General features: G+C 62.6%; 13 protein-coding genes. 3 read left to right on the top strand and 10 right to left on the bottom strand.

All coding sequences use genetic code 11. The features are described 5' to 3' along the window. Positions 1 to 54: 54 nt before the first annotated feature. The 3 genes from V1279_RS36955 to V1279_RS36965 all read right to left on the bottom strand — a co-directional run bounded on the left by V1279_RS36955 (position 55) and on the right by V1279_RS36965 (position 2,856). A complete protein-coding gene (locus V1279_RS36955) occupies positions 55 to 957 on the bottom strand; it encodes an efflux RND transporter periplasmic adaptor subunit (protein WP_334445852.1) in 903 nt (300 codons plus the stop codon). Between the two features lie 71 nt (positions 958 to 1,028). Continuing rightward, complete coding sequence (locus V1279_RS36960) at positions 1,029 to 1,901, bottom strand: alpha/beta fold hydrolase (RefSeq protein WP_334445854.1); 873 nt, start codon at positions 1,899 to 1,901, stop codon at positions 1,029 to 1,031. A 94-nt stretch (positions 1,902 to 1,995) separates the two neighbouring features. Then, a complete protein-coding gene (locus V1279_RS36965) occupies positions 1,996 to 2,856 on the bottom strand; it encodes a class I SAM-dependent methyltransferase (protein WP_334445855.1) in 861 nt (286 codons plus the stop codon). A 239-nt stretch (positions 2,857 to 3,095) separates the two neighbouring features. Between V1279_RS36965 and V1279_RS36970 the strand changes: the two genes are divergently transcribed. Next, positions 3,096 to 4,676 carry a winged helix-turn-helix domain-containing protein gene (locus tag V1279_RS36970; RefSeq protein WP_334445857.1) on the top strand — a complete coding sequence of 527 codons (1,581 nt, stop codon included), beginning with the start codon at positions 3,096 to 3,098 and terminating at the stop codon, positions 4,674 to 4,676. Between the two features lie 113 nt (positions 4,677 to 4,789). On the opposite strand, the gene V1279_RS36975 is transcribed toward V1279_RS36970, so the two are convergent. The 3 genes from V1279_RS36975 to V1279_RS36985 all read right to left on the bottom strand — a co-directional run bounded on the left by V1279_RS36975 (position 4,790) and on the right by V1279_RS36985 (position 14,129). Further along, complete coding sequence (locus V1279_RS36975; RefSeq protein ID WP_334445859.1) at positions 4,790 to 8,335, bottom strand: DUF3427 domain-containing protein; 3,546 nt, start codon at positions 8,333 to 8,335, stop codon at positions 4,790 to 4,792. 967 nt (positions 8,336 to 9,302) lie between these two features. Beyond that, complete coding sequence (locus tag V1279_RS36980) at positions 9,303 to 11,753, bottom strand: adenylate/guanylate cyclase domain-containing protein (protein WP_334445861.1); 2,451 nt, start codon at positions 11,751 to 11,753, stop codon at positions 9,303 to 9,305. 282 nt (positions 11,754 to 12,035) lie between these two features. Then, positions 12,036 to 14,129: an AsmA family protein gene (locus tag V1279_RS36985; RefSeq protein ID WP_334445863.1), complete on the bottom strand. Its 2,094-nt coding sequence runs from the start codon at positions 14,127 to 14,129 to the stop codon at positions 12,036 to 12,038. A gap of 218 nt (positions 14,130 to 14,347) precedes the next feature. Between V1279_RS36985 and V1279_RS36990 the strand changes: the two genes are divergently transcribed. Beyond that, positions 14,348 to 15,022, top strand: a complete 675-nt coding sequence (locus V1279_RS36990) for a Crp/Fnr family transcriptional regulator (protein WP_334445865.1) — start codon at positions 14,348 to 14,350, stop codon at positions 15,020 to 15,022. 100 nt (positions 15,023 to 15,122) lie between these two features. Here V1279_RS36990 and V1279_RS36995 read toward each other — a convergent pair whose 3' ends face one another. The 4 genes from V1279_RS36995 to V1279_RS37010 form a co-directional block, all read right to left on the bottom strand. Then, complete coding sequence (locus tag V1279_RS36995; protein ID WP_334445866.1) at positions 15,123 to 18,272, bottom strand: efflux RND transporter permease subunit; 3,150 nt, start codon at positions 18,270 to 18,272, stop codon at positions 15,123 to 15,125. Beyond that, positions 18,272 to 19,195, bottom strand: a complete 924-nt coding sequence (locus tag V1279_RS37000) for an efflux RND transporter periplasmic adaptor subunit (protein ID WP_334445867.1) — start codon at positions 19,193 to 19,195, stop codon at positions 18,272 to 18,274. The genes V1279_RS36995 and V1279_RS37000 overlap by 1 nt, the downstream gene beginning before the upstream one ends. A 174-nt stretch (positions 19,196 to 19,369) precedes the next feature. Then, entirely contained in the window at positions 19,370 to 20,047 is a 678-nt protein-coding gene (locus V1279_RS37005) for an OmpA family protein (RefSeq protein ID WP_334445869.1), read from the bottom strand. Between the two features lie 153 nt (positions 20,048 to 20,200). After that, positions 20,201 to 21,655: a caspase family protein gene (locus tag V1279_RS37010; RefSeq protein WP_334445870.1), complete on the bottom strand. Its 1,455-nt coding sequence runs from the start codon at positions 21,653 to 21,655 to the stop codon at positions 20,201 to 20,203. 534 nt (positions 21,656 to 22,189) lie between these two features. Here V1279_RS37010 and V1279_RS37015 point away from each other — a divergent pair. Beyond that, entirely contained in the window at positions 22,190 to 22,996 is an 807-nt protein-coding gene (locus V1279_RS37015; RefSeq protein WP_334445872.1) for an N-acyl homoserine lactonase family protein, read from the top strand. Positions 22,997 to 23,003 lie beyond the last annotated feature (7 nt).

The following is a 23,003-nucleotide window of genomic DNA, read 5'->3' on the forward strand; positions in this document are numbered from 1 at the left end:
TGCGGAACGCAGGGACTGCGTTCGCAGGGGCGACAGCGGAATTGTAGCCAACGCCTACTTCGTATCCGCGCTCGCCGTCACCGCCCGCACCGGATCGCCTTCGCGGAGCAGCGCGCCTGCGCGCGCCACCACGATGTCGCCCTCCTGGATCCCCGAGGTGATCTCGACCTGGCCGGCCGACATCAATCCCGTCTCCACCCGCCGCGTTTCGACGCGCGCGCGCCGCACCACCTGCACCACGGTGCCGGCGGTGCCATAGAGGATGGCGGTGAGCGGCACCGAGACGCCGCAGCTCTGCCCGGTCCTGATCTGCGCGCGGCCGGACGAATTGACGAGCAGGCGGCGGTTGGTGGTGACGCCGATGAACACCTGCGCGAGCTGGCTGTTCGGCTCGACGGTGGTCGACAGCCGCCGCACCCGCCCGTCGACCTCGCCGGCGCCGATCACCTTGATCCGCGCGGTCTGGTTGACCTGAAGCTTTTGGATATCGCGCGTCGGCACCATGCCGACCAGGTCGAACTCGCTGCGCGCGATGATCGAGAACAGCGCTTCGCCCTTAGCCGAAGCCATCGCGCCGACGGAAGCCGTCGAGGCCGAGATGACGCCTGCCACCGGCGCCTGCACCGTGATCTGCCCGCCTTCGGGCAGGGTCAGCCGCGCCAGCACCTGCCCCGCGGTAACGCTGTCGCCCGCATCCACCATCACCTCGGCGACCTTCAGCCCCATCCGCTCGGGCCGGACTTGCGTCTCCTCGCGCGCAATGATGTTGCCGGACACCTCGACGATATTGGCGAAACAGAATTTCGCGGCTTTGAGAACGGTGACGGCGGCGCCCTTTGGGGCGGCGGAGTCGGGGTCCTCGGCGGCGAGCGTGGCGGAGGTGGAAAGGCAGAGCAGGCCCGCGGCAATCAAGGCAGTGAGTTTCGGCGTAAGGTCGCGCGCGCGGAGGATGGTCATCGGCATTTCGTTCCCGGTTTCGGTCTTAACCGATACCAGAAGGCCGATAGCGGAGCCAAGCGCCAAGAATCTCACCCCTCCGCCATGCTGACGGCCTCTGCCGGCGCTGCCTCTCCCGCCAGCGGAACGCCGGCCAGTTCGTCCGCGCGGGCGATGTGCCGCACGATCGCGGGATTGACTGACGAGGCATGGGTGAGCGGGAGCATATGGCCGGCGGCCGGCAAATGCCGGATTTCCGCGCCGTCCATGATCGCGCCGAGCCGCTGCACGATGCGTTGGGTGAGATAGGGCGACAGCCCGCCTGAAAACAGCAGCGTCGGAACGCGAAGTGAGGCCGCCGCGATCGCGACACTCTCTTCGGCGAACGCCGCCGTGAAATCGAACGCAAGCTTGTCAGCGCACTCGATCATGCGCAGGCGTGCGCTGGCCGGCAGCGGATCCTGCGGACCGGATCCGTTCCAGAATTCGACGAACATGTCGATCGCCTCGAGCGCCGATCCGTTCCAGAGGTCCTCGGAAACGTCACGTGCGACCTGCGCGAAACGCGTGTAAAGCCGCCGGTCCGCATCGCTCTCGCACAGCAGCGTCGGCAGCACCGGCTCGATCAGCGTCAGGCTGCGCACACGGTGCGCGAACGCCGAGCAGGTCGCAATCTTGAACGCAATCGCGCCGCCGTAGGAATGGCCGACGAGATGGATCGGGCCCTCCGCGTCGTTGAGCTGGCCGCTCAGGCATCGAACTTCCTCCGCGAGCGTCAGCGGCAGATCCGCCGCGCAGCAGCTATTGGTGCCATAGCCCGAGATGTCAGGGGCGAAGAATGGATGCTCGCGCCCGAGTTCATCGGCGAGCGTCTTCCATTGGCGGCCGGAGCCCAGCGAGCAATGCAGCGCCACGACGCAAGCCTTTTCGCGCTCTGCACGCGAGATTGGAATCACATTGGTCATTGAAATGCTCCTGGAAATGCTCCTGATTTTTATGGAGGCGCCACCAGCGGAGCCACGCCGATGGCTCCGCTGAGGTCTTGCGGGAGCGGACGTTTCACCGCTTGGTGATGACGACCTCGAGATATTCGCTGGGCACAACCATGGTGCTGTCGCCGGAGCGGTTCATGCGAACGATCAGGGCATGCAGATCGTTATGCAGCTCTTCCTGTTTCGCCGGCTCGAGGGCGGCGAACGCCTTCAGCACCGGGCCGTAATAGGTCTTGAAGATGTCGAGGAAGTGCGCCGGCGAGCGATAGCGAAACTTGAACAGGCGTGATTCCGCTTTGATCGAGCGCGCCTCGGCGTCGAACATTTCGGTCAGCCGCGCGCGCGTGCCCCACAGCGCCGGCGATTTGGCGCCGGCAGGAGGCGGCAGGTATTTGCCGAGCGTCTTGAAGACCTGTCCGATAAAGCCTTCCGGCGTCCAGTTCGCCAGGCCGATCTGGCCCTTGGGCTTGCAGACCCGCATCAGCTCGGCCGCCGCGCGGTCCTGGTTCGGCGTGAACATGACGCCGAAGGTGGAGAGCACCGTGTCAAAACTGTTATCGTCGAACGGCAGGTTTTCCGCGTCGGCTTCCCTGAATTCGATTGCCATGCCTTCCGCCGCCGCGCGCGCCTGGCCGCGCTCCAGCAACGCCGGCACGTAGTCGGTGGAGGTGACGTCGCACCACCGCCGTGCCGCGGCGAGGCTCGCCATGCCGTTGCCGGCGGCGACATCGAGTACCTTTGAGCCCGCCTTGAGATCGAGCGCCTCGCAGAGCTCTTCGCCGACGATCTGCAGCGTCGAGCCGACAATGGCATAATTGCCTGACGACCATGCGGCCTGTTGACGCGTCTTGAGGGCTGCAAGGTCGGGGGCAGGTGGGGCGGAATCGGCTTGAGTTTGCGTTGCTGCGATCGCGCTCTGAGCGGCCATCGGTGTCTCCTTTTATCGGGATCATGCGGCCACGGGAGGGGGCCGCGATGAACCAAACATGGCCCTATCAGGACCTAAAGACTGTGATGCCGGGCTGATTTTACCTTGAGACCACCCTGATTTTTCAGTGAGATGTCTCTTTCTGTGAGATTTCTCACATGTTCCCGCCGGGAAATTCGCTCTATCTCAGACCGCGTGCGGGACGAAGTGATCTATGATGACTTAACCGGGATGAAGCCGTGCAATTTCACTTTTCCAACCATGTGCTTGATGTCGACCTTCGCGAGCTGACCCGTGGCGGCGAGACTGTGGCGGTCGAGCCGCAGGTGTTCGATCTGCTGGTTCACCTGGTCGAAAACCGCGACCACGTCGTCACCAAGGACGATCTGATCGAGACAGTGTGGGATGGCCGCATCGTCTCCGAATCCACGTTGACGAGCCGGATCAACGCCGCGCGCAAGGCGGTCGGCGACAGCGGCAAGGATCAAATCATGATCCGCACCCTGCCGCGAAAAGGCTTTCGCTTCGTCGGCGACGTGCAGCCGAAGGCCGCGCATGGTGGCGAAGCGCGCACCGATGCGCCCCTGCGCCGCCACCCCGCCGCCGAACCGCTGCACCGGCAATTCCCGGCGCTCGATCGCACCGCGATCGCCGTGCTGCCCTTTGCCAATCTCTCTGGCGAGCCGGAGCAGGAGTATTTTTCGGAAGGCATCAGCGAGGACATCATCACCGCGCTGTCGAAGCTGCGCTGGTTCTATGTGATCGCGCGGAATTCCTCGTTCATCTACAAGCAAAAATCCGTCCACCACCAGCAGATCGGCGAGGAGCTCGGCGTCGGCTACGTCGTCGAAGGCAGCGTGCGCAAGGACGGCGACCACGTGCGCATCACGGCCCAGCTCGTCGACGTGGCGACCGGCAGTCACCTCTGGGCGGAGCGCTACGACCGCAATCTCGCCGACGTGTTCGCCGTGCAGGACGAAATCACCCAGGCCGTCGTCGCGGCGATCGAGCCGCAACTTTACGCCGCCGAGGATTTCCGGGCCCGGCGCAAAACGCCTGACAACATGGACGCGTGGGACCTGGTGATGCGCGCGCTATCGCATTACTGGCGCGTGACGCGGCAGGACAATCTGGTCGCGCAGGCGCTTTTGGAAAAGGCGATCAGTGTCGATCCTGCTTACGGCCAGGCGCTCAGCCTGCTGGCTTCATGCCATACGTTCAGCGCCCATATGGGCTGGCAGGAAATGTCCAGGGCCGTTCCGGTGGCGGAACGTGCGGCGCTGGCGGCAATCCGGGCCGACAGTGAGGACGCGTGGGCGCACTATGCGCTCGCCAGCGTCTATCTGTTCCACCGGCGGTTCGATGATTGCATCGCCGAATTCGAGCTGGCGCTGCGGCTCAATCCCAATTTCTCGCCCGCGCGCGGCCTCTATGGCGTTGCGCTGTCCTATCGCGGGCGCTGGGAGGAGGGCGATCGCGCCGCGCGCGAGGCGCTGAAATTCTCACCCCGCGATCCCTTTGCCGCGATCTATTGCGGCGTCGCCGCCTATTGCCAGTATGTCGGCCGCAATTACGCGGAGGCGATCCGCCTGTCGCGCGAGGCGCTGCGGCAGCGCACCGACTTTGTCGGCGCCCACCGCGTGCTGACGGCCTCATTGGGCATGGCCTGCGGCACTGACGCCGCCAAAGCCGCGCTGGAGGAACTCCGCCGCGCCCAGCCCAACATCACGCTCGCCTGGCTGGCCAGCGAACTGCCGTTCGAGCACGAGGCGGACAAGGCGCATTACGTGGAGGGGTTTAGACGGGCGGGGTTGGGATAGGGGAATAAGCCGGGTCTGGTCGAGCAGTATGCGCCTGAAAGTCAGCGGTCTTCGGGCCGCAGCATCTGCCACAGGCCCGAGCCATCGAGTATTCCAATTTTCCCAGGTGTCTCTCACGATGATGGTACGCTAAGCACACCTTGAAGGTTGGCCGGTACGGGTGTCCGCAATTGCCATCTTATGGAGATTGGCGCCTCACCTTCCCATGAGATGAAATCGACCTCTCCGCAATAAACGAAGGGCGTTGGCTTTGAGCCCGTCTTCTTGGTTGGTCGAACGAAAAGATGAATTCGCTGTCCCCGCACACCGTGATTACGGAGAAGCTGCCCATGCTTCGAGTCTTGCTTTGTCCGATTCTGACTTTGCCAGGCGAACTCTCGGTCGGATACAAAATGGTCGACGTATCGATGACTTTCGTTCATGTCTTCTTTGGCAAGGGTGACCAGAAGGAAGATCTCCGGGTCTTGGACGACGAAACCAGCGTTCCAAATCGCTGGACTAAAGGCGAGACCAAATGCCGGCGCTATAGCTTCGCGTGAATAACGTTCCCAAACCTGCAGTCTTTGAGAAACCGGGATTCGTAGCGCTTCCATTTCAAGGCCCGATGGGCCGCGCCTCAATCTTACTCGTTCGCCTCGTCCTGGCAGTCCAGCGTCATCCCCAAACCAACGATGGAGAATATCCGGCAACCGGTTCGTCTCATCATCCAGCTTTCGGACGACGTCGATACCTTTCTTTGCGATCAAGGCCTCGTATGCTTCTTCGTCTATTTGGATAGGAGCGCGTCCTTGCTCCAGGTGAAGAGCCGCAGCGGCAGCCTGAAAGAGCAAGGTCGGACCATCGCCAGCACGGGATACTCGGCAGACAATATCGCCAGTTGTGTTGCCTGAGACTTGTCGACTCAGATACTGCGCAAGCCGCCAGTCTAAGACCTCACGTAGAAGGTCTCGAAAAAGCTCGGCCTCCCCAGTCTCGAAGGTGGTGGACAAGCGATTCCCTTCGAAGCGGAAGAAAGAGACGTTGTCTGTTCCGTGTCCATCCACAAAAGCACGGATCGGATTTTCAATGAGTAAGCGGCCCAAGACTTTCGCATCGTCTATGTCGACAGAGAAGTCGTCTCGGATTTTCAGGTATCGACCGGCTAGCTTGGCAACTCCTTCTACTAGGTCGTCAATTCCAATGTCGCCAGGTATTTTCTCTCCTGAAATCATGGCAAGCAACAAAACGATCTTGTAGCTACGTGAGACCTCAGTCTTCTCAATGCTCTCCAGAAAAGCGCGGGATTTGGACAAGGCGGTAGATTCGGCCTCGCCAAGCCCATTCATGCGAGAGACGAATCCGAGCCAAGAACGTTCGCTGTTGCTGCGCGGATTATAGCCTTCGTGAAAAGCCTCAACGGCGGTTGGGCGGACGCCGTGACGCTCGACGAAGTCTCTGTAGAACGCTTCGAGTGCAGCTTCGGGCCGAGCTGGCTTCAATAGCCTTTCGAGAATCTCTATACTTTCAAGTTCGTAAGTAACGGAACATCCCTCCGGCAGATCCAACTTTTCTGAAACGATCTCATCGAGAATGCTCCTAAGGGCGCCGAGGCTGTTTGCATTTCGGTTAGCTAGAGCCGCAACCGAACGCAATTTCATGAGAAAGGAGCGGTGATTTCCTATGTAGTCGATAACTTTCAGAACTGACTTATCGGGTGCTCTGCGTAGACCTCGGCCAAATTGCTGCATCCAGATCACCGTGGATTCGGTGGGGCGCAGCATCAGAACGGTATCGATATTTGGAACGTCGACCCCTTCGTTAAAAATGTCCACTGAGAAGATAACATCAATCTCGCCGCCTGCTAGTTGCTGAAGCGAGGTAGTTCTGGGGGCACTCTCATTGCCGGCATGAACAGCAACCGAGCGCACGCCACGAGCGTTGAAGAACTCCGCCATGAAGTTGGCATGCCGTTGCGAGCAACAGAACGCAATGCACCGCTTCGCGCCGTGCTTGCGCAATTGCTCAAGAGCGTTTTGAGCGCGCGCCTCGGTGGCAACTGCCGCTGTAAGCTCCGTTGGGTCAAAGCGCGCGTTCCGCCACGGAATATTGGCGTAATCGACCACATCCGGTACGCCAAAATACTGGAAAGCGCAGAGTAGGCCAGCAGAAACGCCATCGGGTACTGAGGCCTCAAACACGACATTCTCTTGGCACAGTGCTAGCAGGTCACCACCGTCCATCCGCTCTGGCGTCGCTGTCAGTCCGAGTAAGAATTTTGGTTGGAAATAATCAATTATCCGCCGATAGGTCGTGGCTGCGGCGTGATGAAACTCGTCGATGACGATATAGTCAAAAGACGTAGGCGCGAATTCACTTAGGTTTTCTATGCGGCCTAGCGTCTGCACTGAGGCAAAAAGCAGATCCGCGCTGGCCTCTCTCTGCGATGCAATCATTCTTCCTATGGACGCATTCGGCCTGACGCGCCGAAAATTGTCGATCGCCTGATTCAGGATCTCTTCTCGATGAGCGACGAAAAGAACGCGGTGGAACTCTGACCTGTCGCTGTCGAAAGCGGAAAGCCAAGTCTTCCCCAGCCCCGTCGCCAAAACAACGAGCCCTGCGGAGAAGCCCTCTTGGCGAGTGTCTTCGAGTGCCTTAAGCGCGTCTTGCTGGATAGCGTGCGGGATCGCCATAGGAGCGGGCGCTTCTTCAGTAATTCCTGCTCCGCGCCAATCTGGAGACGTCCGTTGCGCTTCGTATCGGCGTATCCAAGCTTCATTGGCAGAGACGGCCGAATACGAATTGAAGATACTTTCGAATCCGGCTGTGATTTCCGAGAATCCGGCTCGCTCATCGCGAGAGACCACCTGGTAGTTCCATTCGATGGAATCGGTTAGCGCCGGGGCTGATATGTTTGAGCTTCCGACAAAGGCGATGCCTTCGACGTCGGTCTGAAATATATAGGTTTTTAGGTGGAAACCTCGATCCCGCGCTTCGAAGACCCTGACTGTGAAGTCACCAGTAAGGTCGTTGAGACGTCTTAGCGCCGCGGGCTCTGTGACGTTGAGGTAGTCTCCGACGAGAATCCGCGCTTTGCCTCCCCGCGCCAAAAAGTCTCGAAGATGCGCGACGATCATCCGTGCGCCGCTGTCGAGCAGAAAGGCGACGGCAATATCGCAGATAGTTGACCCATCGAGGTGGAGTAGTAGATGCGGCAACAAAGGGTCGGTGCCGCCTTTCACGAGCTTTTGGGAGATGGCAATTCCAGAACGAGTTTCGTGGACAGCAAGGTAATTAGCTTTGTCCGGAATCACATGCCGCACCCCACCGCGAGGGTCGGCTACATCGCCGGCATAGCGCGGGATAATGTGCAAATGAAAATGGAAGACCGTTTGACCGGCGGCCGTGGCTTGATTGAAGCCGACGTTGAAACCATCTGGGCGGAATCGCTCAGAGATGATCCCCTGACCCTGATCGATCGCTAACCAAATGGCAGCCCTCTCGGCTGAGGTTAGATCCGGCCAAGTTGCCACATGACGTCGGGTAATGATGAGAAGGTGACCCGGACTCGCGGGAAAACCATCCCAGATTGCGGTCACGAGGTCGTTTGAGAAAGCGATGCGACTTGGATCAATCGAACAAAACGGGCAACTTGGTAAGCTTAAAACGTTTGCTGGCATTGCCAGTCTGTCTCCACAATGCGTTCCCGGCAATCGACGAGTCCGGCTTCAAAATCGAGCCCAGATGAAACAAGCGTCACTTAGCTGATTGGCAAGATGTCGGCAACGGTTAGTCAGAGGGAGGTTCGGCTGGAAGCACTCGCTGCAGACTAGGAAGATCAGATTGCCCACTCAACTTGCTTGTCGGGCAAATCACCAAAAGTCTGTCAATCCGCTCGTGCGAAAATAATTCGCGTCGTGATTGACCCAAATCACCCGTACAACTCCGGCCATCCCGTCCCATCAAGAGGGGCGTATCGCGATCGTCACGGACGTTGGGTGCGGGATGCGATGGACGCGGCAGCGTCGGGCGTGCGAGGGGTTGCAGGGCGGATTTCCGTGAGCGACCATCCGGCGCGCAGACGACCGGCGCTTAAACGCCTTCGCCAGAATTTCGGTCGGCAGCACATGAGCCGGTCGAAGGTATGGCGTGAGGAAGCTGCGTACGGCAAAGGCGTGTGGTCCTGGCACCCGTGGCTGGTGTCAAGCTGATGGAGATTTGTCGGGCCCAACCGGGCTTCGGCTGGTCGCCAATCCGTCAGCGACGGTGGCAAGAGGAATTCGTCGCCGGGGAGAGCGCGCTATAAGCCGTAAAACCATTGCGCAGGGAAGGCCGGGTGTTCCGGCGCACCTTGCGGTCACCCGTGTGCATTTTTGCGCACGATCGCGGGTGCTGAGGGCACCCGGCTTTCCCTGCGCCCTCTGAGTTTTCGAGGGCGAAACGAAATTGCAAATCCTCGGGCGCATGGCGCCGCGGGATGGTTGCTGCTGTTTGATATCAAGGGCAGTCCAGTAGGATGGGTAGAGCGAAGCGAAACCCATCGAGCGTGCCATCCATCACGGATGATGGGTATCGCTTCGCTCCACCCATCCTACAGTTCTGCGCTGCATGGCGGGCACGCTGCGCTTTGCTCACCCTACAAACTGCCTACGAATTTTTCATCCGCCTTGCCGCCGCCGCCGCATCGACGACGTTGTCGACTTCCTCGCGCCAGCTCATGATCTCCGCCGCAAGAATCGGATGATTGAACCCCTTCAGATTCAAATCGTCGATCGGCCGCCCTTCCACCCACGGCTCGACCATGCCGTAGACGCGCCTGGACACCACGATCTGGTTGGCCTTGGCTTCGTCGCACAGCCGCGACGCCAGATTGGTGACGCTGCCGATTGCGGCGTATTCCAGCCGCTGCTCGAAACCGATCTGGCCGAGCGTCGCATAGCCCAGCGCGATGCCGATGCCGAAGCCGAGATTGTGGCCGCGGTTGCGCCACTTCTCGGTGAGTTGCCCGATGGTGTCGCGCATCTCGACAGCCATGCGAACGGCGCGCGCGGTATGGTCGTCGAACTGGATCGGCGCGTTGAACAGGATCATCACGCCGTCGCCGGCATAGCGGTCGAGCGTGCCTTCATACTTGAAAATAAGTTCGCCGAGCGCTGCGTGATATTCGCGCAGCACGTTCATCGCCTCTTCCGGCTCGGTCGTCTCGGTGAAACTCGTAAAACCGCGCAGATCGCAGAACACCACGGTGACTTCGCGGCGGTGGCTGTCGAGCAGGCCCTCATGACCGTCGGAGGAGGCGATCAGTTGCGCCACCTGCGGCGCCAGGAAACGCTCCAGCCGGCGGATACGTTCGATCTCGCCGAGCTGCGTCTCGACGCGTTCCTCCAGCGAGCGATTCCAGTCCCTGAGCTGGTCGGTCTGTTCCTGCAGCTTGTCGGCCTGCTCGCGCACGATGTCGTTGGCGGCCAGCAGCTCGCGGCTCTTGTGGTCGACCTCGGTGAACAGCCGCGCATTGCGCATCGCCAGCACCGCCTGGTGCGCAAAGGTCTTCATCAGCCCGATCAGGTTGGCGGAAAATTCACCGGCGTTCTGCCGCAGCACCACCAGCGAGCCCAGAATGCCGGTCTGGTCGACCAGCGGCACCACCAGCACCGAGTTGAAGCCGGCTTCGATCGCGACATCGCGCAAGGGATGCTCGGGCATCGTGCCGAGCTGGGGTATCGCGATCGGCTCGCCCGCGGTGGCGGCTTCGCCGAGCGGGGAGTTGTCGGCGTCGATGGCGCGGTGGCTGCCTTCGGCCGCCTTGTCGATGCCGATGGATTCGGCGAGGCTGAACTGGTGGTTGCCGGCGTCATAGCCGTAGATCAGCACGGCGTCGGCATGGGTGATTTCCAGCGCACGCGCGGCGACGGTGGGCAGCACGGCGTTGAGGTCGAGCGAGGAGGCGACCGCGCGGCCGACTTCCTCGAGCACCTTGAGCTCGTTGATCGATTGCGCCAGATCCCGCGTCCGTTCCTTCACCTTCTCTTCGAGGCCGGAATAGGTCGCGGCCAGCTGCCCGGCCATGCCGTTGAACTGGTTCGCCAGCTCTTCCAGCTCGTCCGACGTCTTCACCTCGATGCGGTGGCCGAAATCGCCGGCGCCGAGACGCCTGGCGCCGGCCTGCAGCGCCGTGATCGGCACCAGCATGCGCCGCGCCATGATGGTGCCGGCGATGATCGCGACCACGAGGCCGAGCGCGATCAGCAGTGCGATCCGCGCCAGTTGATCGCGGATCGGCGTCAGCGCCTGCGCGGTCTCCTGTTCGAAGAACACGTGCCAGCCGAGCTTCGGCACCACGCTCGATGTGGTCAGCACGGCGTTGCCCCTGGCATCGGTGCCCGACGCCGGCGCCACGCCGCCGGGCTTGCTGACGGCGGCGACCTGCGGCAGCGCCGACAGATTCTTGCCGACCTCGGGCCCGGTTGAGGAGGCGGCCAGCACGTCGCCCCTGGAATCGGTGACATAGGCAAACGCCACCTTGCCAACCTGGGCATCGATCAAAAACTCCGACAGGAAATCAAGGTCGACCTCGGCGACGGTGATGCTGCCATCGGCATGCGACAGTGCGATCGACATGAACGGCCGCTCACCGCGGAAGTAGGCCGGCGCAAAGCTGGTGCCGCGCGAGACGGTTTCGGTCAGCCTCACGTCGCGGGAGAAATCGGCGTTGCTGCCGAGCGTGACGGTCTGGCGCGTCATGCGGAGCTGTTCGCGGCCCTGGGCATTGAGCAGCGAGAGCTGGCTGACCTGCGGCACCTGCCGCAGCAATTGGGTGTAGTCGGCGCGGCGCAAGTCGGTGGTGTTGGAGGAGGCGCGCGTCACCCAGGAAATCTGCCGATCGAGGTCGGACAGGGATTGCTGGATTCGCTTGGCGGTCGCTTCCGCCTTCTCGCTCATGCCGTCGTTCAGCGAGCTCTTGATGCCGCGATAGGTGATCCAGATTTCCATCGCGCCGTTGACCGCCAGCACGAACACGACAAGGCCGACCAGCGCGACGACGTATTTGGCGAACAGGCCTTCGCGCAGGAACCCTGCTCTGTCCTTGACCTCGTTCATCCGGACCCTCGTGCCGGCCCACGCTGGGCGCGCGCATCGGTTTGTCACTGGCGCCGGCCTGTCTCGGCAGCCCCGGCATGAGGGTCTGTCTAGCACGAATTGGAGGGCGGAGCTGTGAGCCCGCCGACATGGTTAGCCCCGATATTAGGCAGGAATCGCGAGGGATCCGTCGTGCCCGGGCTTGTCCCGGGCATCCACGTCCTTCGAGCTGGCTGACGGCAAGAACGTGGATGGCCGGGACAAGCCGGCCATGACGGCGTCAGCGAATTCTGGATGGTCGGTTCACCGGTTGAACAACTGCCGCAAGACCTCGTTCATTGGCTGACTGTCCTGCTGGGCGGTCGTATCGCTCGGCACCGCGGGGGGAGCGGGCTCAGCCGGGCCGGTCTCGGTCGGCGCGGCCTCGGCCGGCGCCTGTGCGGGCGAGGCGGGGCTCGGGATGCTGCGTTGGCCGCTCGGCCGCCCACCGCCCTGATTCAATCCGCCCAGGCCCTGCTGCAAGAGATTGCCGATGGTCTCGCCGAGCTGGCCGCCGAGCGGACCAGCCGGCTGCTGGCTGCCAGCCGCGCCCTGTCCGCCGGCACCGCCCTGTTGTCCGCCGGCCGCCCCCGGCTGTCCGCCGAGCAGATTGCCGAGCGCAGCCCCGAGGCCCGCGCCGTTCTGGCCGAACAGGCCCTTGCCCATTTCCTTCAGCTTGGCATAGGCGGCGTCGGGATTGTCGAGGATACCCTGCATCTCCGGATAGATCCGTGGGCTTCCCCACGGGCCCGCGATCATCACGGGAATACCGAGCCCGACCGGATCGCCGGCGCGGCCCTGGCCTTCGGTGGTCATCACGAGCTTCGGCTCGACGCGGAACCCGATCTGCTTGGTGCCGAGGTCGATGGTGCCTGCACCGGTCATCTTGACCAGCGGGCCGACCAGATTGAGATCGGTGGTCTGCGCCTGGCCTTTGTCGATCTTGAACGATGCCGACAATTGCGAGAGATCCGTCGCCTTCTCCTCGCTCTCCTGCCAGCCGGACAGGGTGCTCGCCGTCAGCGAGCGGATCATCTGCGCGACGTTGAGCCCCTTGATCGCGCCGTCCTGGAATACGACGAAGGCGGTGCCGGCCATGTTCGACATGATCGCGCGCTGGCTGGTGCCGGAGGAGCGCACGCTGACCTTCGCCTGCATCTTGCCGTCGATCCTGTCGAAATCGGCGAGGCCCTGCAGCAGTGGAAGCGCGCGCACGCCGGTGAGATCGGCCCGCATCGTGTAGCTGGGATTGGCGGTGGAGACGTCGACGGTCAGATCGCCATTGGCGTTGCCGTCATAGGCGCCGAGGTTGGAAACCTGCGCCTTCAGGACGCCGCTTGCGAGCGTGGCGTCGATCGCGGCGGGAGTGAAACGCGCGTCGCCGATCTTGAGCTCGGCCGCGGAAATGCGCGCCTGCAGGTCGATATAATTGAGGCCGTTGACGTCGATCGTAGCACTGCTCCAGGGCTGGCCTGAGGAGGGCTGGCCTGCGGAACTGTCGGTGCTGCGCGTCATCGCGACCGCGAGCTTCTGGAAATCGAGGTCGAGCTTCACCAGCGGCTTGCTCGACAGATCGAACGAGGCCCAGCCGTTGAACGCGCCGTCGCCGAGCGCACCGGTGACGCCGTTGATCATCACGACCGAGCCGTTGAGGCGGGCTTCCGCCTTGGCCGTGAGCGGGGCGCGCAACAGGCCGGGCGCGTCGATCCTGATCTCGGCCGGGATATTCTGCCGCTCGATCGGGGCTGCGGGCGGCGCCGCCTTGATCTCGAATTTCACCGGATGGCCGCCGCTGCTGCGGGCACTGCCTGACAGCACGACCTTGCGGTCGGAATCGATTGATATGTCGGCGTTGACGGTCTCGATCCTGTTCTCGACGCGGTCGCGCAGGTTGGAGAACACGATGGTGCCGCTGGTGACGCTGATATGCTCGATCGAAAAGGCATCAGCCGCCTTGCCGGCCGCGGGCTTCGAGGGCGAACTGGCGTCCCTCACGCGTTCGCGCCGCAGCGGCAAGTTCACCACCGGGCGGATGACGACGAGCTCGGTGATATGCGGCTTGCCGGCCCACAGGCTCGCGAGCGTCACGTCCGCCTCGATGCTTGAGGCCGTGAAGCGATGGTTGATGTCGCGGTCCTTCGGATCCTGCAGCGTGACATCGTTCAGCGTGATGTTGAGCGATGGCCACAGGCCGATCCTGGCGCCGCCATTGATGGCGAGCTTGTAGCCGGTCTCGCGCTCGACCCGCTCCTGGATCTGCGCCGTCAGGAAGCCTGACGGGATGCCGATCACCAGCAGCAGCGCGATGACGACGACCACGGCGCCAATGGCGGCGCCGGCAATTTTCAGTGCTTTCATATCGACATTCCAGACCGCGCAAGCGGCACTTATTTCGGTGGTGCAAGACGCGGGCGCAACCGGTCAGATGAGCTTACCCCGGAAAGGGGTGGGGCCCAAAGAAGCCAAAAATATTCCGGGGCTACTGCAAAGTTATGTGACTTATGACACACTCATGGGGCGGGGAATCTTGCTAACGGCTCTGTGGGGTGGCCGGGACCAATCTGGAAGGCAATACAATGAGCAAACAGGCCGAATTTGCGGTCATTTTGAAAATGAACCCGATGTTTGCGGATTTGGGCGCCGATGAATTGCAGCGCATCTCCGGCCTTTGCCACACCGAGCAACTCGGCCTCGGGCAAATGCTGTTCCAGAAGGGCGATGCCGGCGACGCGCTGTATGGCGTGCGACGCGGCCAGATCCGGATCGAGACCGGCGCCTCCGACGGCAGCCGCCTGACGCTAAATTTCATGGGTCCCGGCGATCTGTTCGGCGAGGTCGCTGTCCTTGATGGCGAGAGCCGCACCGCGGACGCCACCGCCGGCGAGCCGTCGGAACTGTTCGTGCTGCGGCGCGAGGATTTCCTCGCCTTCCTGGAACGCGAGCCCAAGGTCGCGATCAAGATCATGATGCTGTTGTGCCAGCGCATCCGTTGGCAGAGCGAGCGGATGGAGGAATCGGTGCTGCAGCCGCTGCCGGTTCGCCTGGCGCGACGGCTCGTTGCGCTTGCCTCCGATTTCGGTTCGGAAGTTCACATCTCGCAGGAACAGCTCGGCGTTTTCGTCGGGGCTGCCCGCGAAAGCGTCAACCGTCAACTCCAGCTCTGGCGCAAGGACGGCATTCTCGACCTGCAGCGCGGACGGATATTGCTGCAGAACATGACCAAGCTGACGGCGGTGGCGCGGAACGAGTAGGGCGCGCAGTTTCGTAGCCCGGATGGAGCGCAGCGAAATCCGGGGCCGATACTCGTGCATTCCCGGATTTCGCTTCGCTTATCCGGGCTACATTGCATTCTCACTCCGCCGCAGGCGACATCGCCGGTGGGCCCTTGGCTGATGGATCGTTGTGACGATCCGATCCGTGGCCTGCTTCCTCCGTCTCGCCGCTTGACACCAGCAGCTTCTTGCCCAGCCGCCAGCACAGCGCGCCGATATCGTCCATCACCATGAACATCGCCGGCACGAACACCAGCGACAGGATGGTGGAGAATATGAGACCGCCGATCACGGCGAGCGCCATCGGCGAGCGGAATTCGCCGCCGGCGCCAAACGCCAGCGCTGACGGCATCATGCCCGCGGCCATCGCGATCGTCGTCATCACGATCGGGCGTGCCCGCTTCATGCCGGCGTCGATGATCGCCTCGTCGCGCTTCTTGCCTTCGCGGATCGCCGTAGTCGCGAATTCGACCAGCATGATGGCGTTCTTGGTGACGATGCCCATCAACATCAGGATGCCGATCCAGACCGGCGTGGTGAGTTGCTTGCCGGTCAGCAGCAAGGCTGCGATCGCGCCGCCGATCGAGAGCGGCAGCGAGAACAGGATGGTGATCGGCTGCAGGAAGGTGCCGAACAACAGCACCAGCACAGCATAGACCATCATCAGGCCGGCGGTGATGGCGGTGGCAAAGCCTTCCGACAATTCGTTGAGGCTCTCGGCGTCGCCCGACGGGCTGACCTTCACGCCCTTGGGCAGGCTCTTCATGACCGGAAGGTCGTAGATCATCCTGGTGGCGTCGCCGAGCGCTGCGTTGCCGACGAGGTCGGCCGCGACGGTCGCCTGCCGTTCGCGGTCGTAGCGGTTGATGCTGGTCGGGCCCTGGTCGAGCTGGATGTCGGCGACAACCGACAGCGGCACGCCGCCGCGCTCGCCGCGCTGGCCGAGCGGCACCCGCAATTGCTGCAGCATCTGCAGGTCGCTGCGCGCACTGTCCTCGAGCTGGACCCGGATCGGCACCTGACGGTCGCCAGCATCGAATTTTGCCAGCGCCGGCCCGACGTCGCCAATGGTCGCCACACGAATTGTCTGCGACAGGCTCTCGGTGGAGACGCCGAGCCGCGCCGCCAGTTCGGCCCGCGGCCGGATACGCAGTTCGGGCCGGTCGAGGGAGGTTTCCGAAATCACGTTGGCGATAATCGGAATCCGCTTCATCTGCGTCGCCAGCTCGCTGGCGACGTTGTTGACGATGTTGCTGTCGACGCCGGTCACGACGAGCGAAATCGCGCGCAGGCCATTCTCGTCGAGGAACCAGAAGCGGATGTCCGGAACGTTCTCCAGTTCCTGGCCGATCTCGAGTTCGAGTTGCCGCTGGGTGATCTTGCGATCGGCCTTCGGCGTGTAATTGATGATCAGCGCAGCGCGGCGCACTTCCTGCGTTCCCGGCGGCACGCGGCCGCCATCGACGAAGATGCTCTTCACCTCGGGGCGCTTGCGCAGGCGGGCGACGATTTCCTCCGTCACCTTCTCGGTATAGGCGAGCTGCGAGCCGGGCGGCAGCTCCATCGCCAGCAGCGAGCGCGCGGTGTCCTGCGCGGGCAGGAAGCCTTGCGGCAGCAGCGTAATGCTCCAGATCGAAGCCGCGAAGACGCCGAAGCCGATCAAGACGGTGATGAAATAGTGCTTCACCGACCAGGTCACGAGCCGGGTGTAAACCTGCAGGATACGTCCGGGCGGCGGATCCTCGTGCGGGTGATCCTTGAGGAAGTAAGCCGCGAGCACCGGCGTGACGAAGCGCGCGGCAAGCAGCGAGAAGAACACCTGCACCGATACGGTGATGCCGAACTGCTTGAAGAACTGCCCGGCAATACCGGACATGAAGCTGGCGGGCGCGAAGATCGCGATGATCGTCAGCGAGATCGCGATCACCGCGAGGCCGATTTCGTCGGCGGCTTCGAGTGCCGCGCGATAGGGCGATTTGCCCATGCGCATATGGCGCACGATGTTCTCGATCTCGACGATGGCGTCGTCGACCAGAATACCCGTCGACAGCGTGATGGCGAGGAAAGAGACCAGGTTCAGCGAGAAGCCGAGAAGATCCATCGCCCAGAACGCCGGGAAGATCGACAGCGGCAGCGAGATCGCGGCGATGATGGTGGCTCTGATATCGCGCAGGAACAGCAGCACGACGATCACCGCAAGGATTGCGCCCTCGAACAAGGTCGAGATCGCCGCATCGTAATTGCCCTTGGTGAAGTCGACCGAGGTATCGATCAGCTTCAGATCGACATCGGGATAGGCGACTTTCAGCGCATCGATGCGCTTCTGCACGGCGGCGGCAACCACGACGTCGCTGGCGCCCTTGGAGCGCTTGATGCCGAGCGCCACCACCGGCTCGCCGTTGAAGCGGGCAAAGGTGCTGCGATCGGCGATGGTATCGGTGACGGTGCCGAGATCGTCGAGCCGCATTTCCCCGCCGCCGAACAGCGGGATCATGGTGCCGGCGAGCTCGTTCAGCGTCTTGGCACCGGCCAGCGTACGGATCGCCTGGTCGTTCTTGCCTATTTGGGCGCGGCCGCCAGCGACGTCGACATTGGTGCCGCGCAGAATCTGGCTGACATTGACGGCGGTGAGGCCGGCGGCCTGCAGCCGGTCGGGATCGAGCGAGACGAGAATTTCGCGCTCGACGCCGCCGATGCGCTCGACTTGCGCCACGCCGCGCACGCCCTGCAGCGCGCGCTTGACGACGTCGTCGACGAAATAGGAAAGCTGCTCCGGCGTCTTGCCGGGCGAGATCGCGGCATAGGTGACGATCGGCAGGCCGATCACGTCGACGCGCTGGATCAGCGGCTCGTTGACGTTTTGCGGCAGGTTGGAGCGGACGCGGGTGACGGCGTCCTTGACGTCATTGAGAGCGCGGTCGGTGTTGGTCTCCAGCGCGAACTGGATCGTGGTCACCGACAGGCCGTCGGTGATCGACGACGAAATATGCCGCACGCCTTCGACGCCGGATACGCCGTCCTCGATGGTCTTGGTGACCTGCGATTCCAGCTCGGCGGGAGCGGCGCCGAATTGCGCGACCGCGACCGAAATCACGGGGATGTCGGCGCTCGGCAGCCGCGTCACCGCGAGCTTGGTGAAGCTGACCCAGCCCAGCACCAGCAGAATGATCGAGAAGACGATCGAAGGCAGCGGGTTCCGGATCGACCATGCCGAGATATTCAAAGCCATTAGCGTGCCCGCGTGCGCTCGAGTTCATCGGCGAACATGGTCTTGACCTGGTCGCCGTCATGCAAAGAGGTGCCAGCATCGGCCACGACGGTTTCGCCGACGTCGAGGCCTTCAAGAATTTCGGTGGAGGTTTCGGAGGTCAGGCCGACGCGTACTCGTCGCGTCTCGATGGTGTTGCCTTTCACGACCTGTAGCGTCAGGCGGTCGATGGCGGTACGCGGGACGGCGACGCCGCAGGAGCGCTTGGCGTCGATATTGGCGCGGGCAAACATGCCGACCTTGAGCGACGGATTGTTGTTCAGCGAAATCCGGACCTTGCCGAGCTGGGTGGTGCGGTCGATCTGCGGCGAGATCTGCCGGACCTTGCCGACGACATCGGGCGCGTCGTCACGGCTGATGCGCACCGTAGCACCCGGATTGAGCTTGAGCAGATGAACGCTCGGCACTTCGGCCTCGAGCTCGATTTCATTGTTCACTGAAATACGGAACATCGGGCCTGCCTGTGGCGAGGCCGGCGCGCCGACCGCGGTCCTGGCTTCGGTGACGAGGCCGGCAGCGGGCGCGCGCAGCGAGATCGGCCCCTGTCGGCCGCCGGGAGCTCCGGGCTGCTGCGGCGGCGCGGTGAGGCGCGCCAGTTCCTGATTTTCGGTGACCGTGTCGCCTTCCTTGACGAACAGGTCGGTGACGCGGGAGCCCTCCTGATCGACGCCGACCTGCGCTTCGCGGCGCGGCACGATAAAGCCGGTGACCCGCACCATGTCGGAGAAGCAGGCATTGGTAGACTTGGTCACGATCACCAGCGCCTGGCCCGGCGCGTCTTTTTCTTCCGCGCGCGGACGGTGCTCGAACCAGTAATAGCCGACGGCGAGAGCGGCAACGAAAGCCACTCCGAGCGCAGGTTTGAGATATTCGGAGAATTTCATCGCCGGATCGATCCAGACTGGAAGTCAAATCAAACAGGGCGCATTTGGCCGGCCGAAGGCCTGCAATGGAGCCCAAAACGAATACGTCCCGCACGGGTGCTGCGGGACGTATTGTAGCCGGAAACTATTGGTCGGCGCCACGCCCTTAACTTGCAACGCCTTATTTGCAAGGCCTTATTTGGATGCGTTCGACGCCGTGGATTTGTTTTCCATGTTCACGACCTGTACGCGGCGGTTCACTTCCGCCATCGGCTGACCCGGATCCTTGAGCTTGCTCTTGCCGTATCCGACGGTGACGAGATCGGTGCCGTTGATGCCATATTTGTCGACGAGATAGCGCTTGATCGCGTCGGCGCGGCGCTCAGAGAGGTCCTGGTTATAGGTTTCGCCGCCGGCCGCGTCGGTATGGCCTGCGACCACGAAGGTCGAGCCTTTGAGATCATTGTTGGTGAGCGCGCGGCCGAGCGCCTGAACCGACGGCAGCGACTTCGCGCTGATATCGGCCGAGTTGTAGTCGAAGTTGATCTCCAGATCGATCTTCGGCTTGTCCTTGACGATGGCGGCGATCTCTTCGCGTTCGGCGATCGAAAGCGAACGCGTAGAGCGGCCGCGGATCTTCTGGACGAACTTGCCCTCGGCGGCGGTTACTGCCGGGTCGACGACGGTCTGCGGACCGGTAGAAAGGCCGCGGGTCAGCGGCTTCTTTTCCGGCGCCAGCGCGCGGACGATCTGATCCTCGGTGACGTTCTTTTCCTGGGCGAGGGCGGTTCCCGTACTGAAGGAAATTGCGGCGCCGAGCGCCGCAACCGAGACGATTGCGGTAAAGGTTTTCGCTGCCGAGATAGTTGCCATTGCCAGTCCCCTCCTGCGCGGGCTTCCCGCGCGGTTCCAACGTCATTCAAAATGGGCTGCCGGACCCTTGGATCGCGGCCGGCTGCTTTGCTTTAGTCTGGGCGCCCCGCCACAGGGTTCGAGAGGCCGCCAGCCTTCATCCAAAAAAATTCGTCACTGCACCCCGTAATCAGCGAATTCCTTGACGATATTGGGGTCCATCGCCTTCGCGTTGTTAATATCCAGGTCGCCTTCCGAAATCGAGCCGTTGCGTTTCTTGGCAAGACCCCGACCATACAGCGACGACGTCAATCTCGGGTTGATCTTGAGGGCGGCATCGAAATCAGCAATTGCATTCTTGTTCTGGCCGCTCTTCAGGTTGACGAGGCCGCGGCTGTCGAGCGCGTCGACGAAATTCGGTCGCAGCCGCAGCGCCTCATTGCAATCCTTCAAGGCCGCCTGCAGGTCGCCGATCACCGTGCGCGCCCAGCAGCGGTTGTTGAAGGCTTCCACATCCTTCGGGTTCAGCCGAAGCGAATTGTTGAAGTCCTTGATGGCGAGTTCGTAGGCGCCTTTGCTCGCATAGACCTGCCCGCGCCGGTACAGCGCGGCTGCATCGTCCGGATTGTCGTTGAGCTTGGTGGTCAGGCTCTTGATGGTCGGGTCGTCGGCAAGCGCGACCACGGTCGGGCTGGGGCTCTCGGCCGGCTTGGCCGGCGGTGGCGGCGGAGGAATCGCAGCTTCAACCGGCTTTGGCGAAGCGGGCGGCGGCGGTGGTGCCGGTGCGGCCACCGATGGGGGTGCGGGCGCTGGCGCTGGAGCAGGAGGCGCCGCAGGCGCCGTGGCCACTGGTGGGGTTGCTGGCCGCGGGCCTGAGCCGCTGGGGATGAAGGAGAAATCCTCGGCGAGCGACGACGAAATCCACGGCACCTGTTCCTGGCGCGAGACGCGGGTCACGCCGACACGGGTGCGATTCAGCGTTTCCTCCGCCATCAAATCGGGGGTGCGGATTTCCTTCAGCAGCTCTTTTACGAACAGGCTGCGGTCGCTGCCATTGTCGGAAACGACGGACGAGAGCGCGGCCGAATACATCACCAGTGTGCCGTTCGGCGCAATCACCGGCGCAAGGCCGGCGGAAAAGCTGCGGAACCGGCGCTCGAACGGATTGCGCCTGCTGGCATCGATCAGCGCGATCTTGACGCCGGCGCCGCGGCTGTTGATCTCCCCCAGCACGGTCTCGAGGCTGAAACCGTCACGGCGGACGTCGGGCTCGGTCCAGATCTGGGCATCGACGGGGATCATGTAGCTCTGGCGGCTCGATTGCACGCCAAAGCCGGAGAAGAATATCAGCGCGACGGAGCCCGGCTTGATCTTGCCATACAGGCGCTCGAAGGCGCGGCGCATCTGCTCGCCGGTCAGGTTCTCGCCGATATCGACATTGAAGCCGTCGCGCTTGAGCTCTTCGGCGATGTCGCGCGCATCGTTGATCGGCTCCTTCAGCGGCGCCTCGGCGTCCGGATATTTCGCGTTGCCGATGACCAGCGCATAGCGCTCACCGGCGGCGAACGACGGGGCTACCGACGCGACTGAAAAAAACAATGTGAGGAGCAATGCGAGGCGGATTTTCATAATGACGGCAGTCCAGATCACGGCAGTCCAGCCAAAATAGCGCCGATGCCAGCTCGCGCCGCGGCGACCTTACTCTACGCTATCGGCATTATCAAACCGCGCCCGCGGTCAGTCAACGGCTTGCGATGTCGTCACTAATTGCGACAATTGACCGCGACAGGGCTTGGGCGGATGAAGGGAATAAAATAAAAGCGTCCGTCATGGCACGACCGCGGCGCGCGATTTTGGTCGGTGCCGGCGGTTCCCGATCAGGCCGACGATCCTTCGCGCATGTATCCGGCTTCACGTCCCGGCACGACCGTCACGGCCAGCGAAAACAGGCTATCCGGCGCGCTACGGCCCGTCAGCTCTATCGCTGCCGCTCGTCACCTGTTTTCGCCGGCGGCTCCACCCCGGCGGCAATGTGATCCGTCTCACATAGCGTTCTGCACTGTCACGCGGCTGCCATGGCCTTCCGGGGTTTGACCTTTGCGGATGACAATGGCTTGTTGCCGGCATCGGCCAATCCAAACATCCAAGAAAAAAGTGACACCGATGGGAAATGCCTACGAAATCTACGCGCTGCGCTATGCGACGATGTCGCCGCGCACCCCCCATTTGAATTTTCTGATCCCCGACCCGCACGAGACCACGGCGCAGGACCTGGATTATTTCGTCTGGCTGATCCGTGGGGCCGGCCGCGACATCCTGGTCGATACCGGCTTCAATGCCGAAGAGGCGAAGGCGCGCTCGCGCAAGCTCACGCTCAATCCGGTCGACGCGCTGGCGGATTTCGGCGTTGCCGCCGACACGATTCGCGACGTGATCGTCACCCATCTGCATTACGACCACGCCGGCAACCTCGATCGCTTCCCGAACGCGCGGTTTCATCTGCAGGACCGCGAGATGAGCTACGCGACCGGGCGCTGCATGTGCAATGGTATGCTGCGACATCCGTTTTCGGTCGAGCACGTCACGACGATGGTGCGCCATGTCTATGGCGAGCGTGTCACCTTTCATTCCGGCGATGGCGAGGTCGCGCCTGGCGTGACGGTGCATCGCGTCGGCGGCCATTCCGATGGGTTGCAGGTGGTGCGCGTGGAAACCGCGCGCGGGCCGGTGGTGCTGGCGTCGGACGCTTCGCATTACTACGCCAATCTGCACAAGCGCAGCCCGTTTCCGATCGTCTATAATGTCGGCGACATGGCGCAGGGCTGGGAAATCGTCGAGCGGCTGGCCGGCCATCCCGACCGGTTCATCCCCGGCCACGATCCGATCGTGAGCGAGATCTATCCGCGCGCCAGCGACAAGGTCGATGCGTTCGCGCTGCACCTGGCGCCATCGCGATCGTTCGTGAAATAGGTTCAAG

It is taken from the genome of Bradyrhizobium sp. AZCC 1610 (assembly GCF_036924515.1).
GTDB lineage: Bacteria > Pseudomonadota > Alphaproteobacteria > Rhizobiales > Xanthobacteraceae > Bradyrhizobium.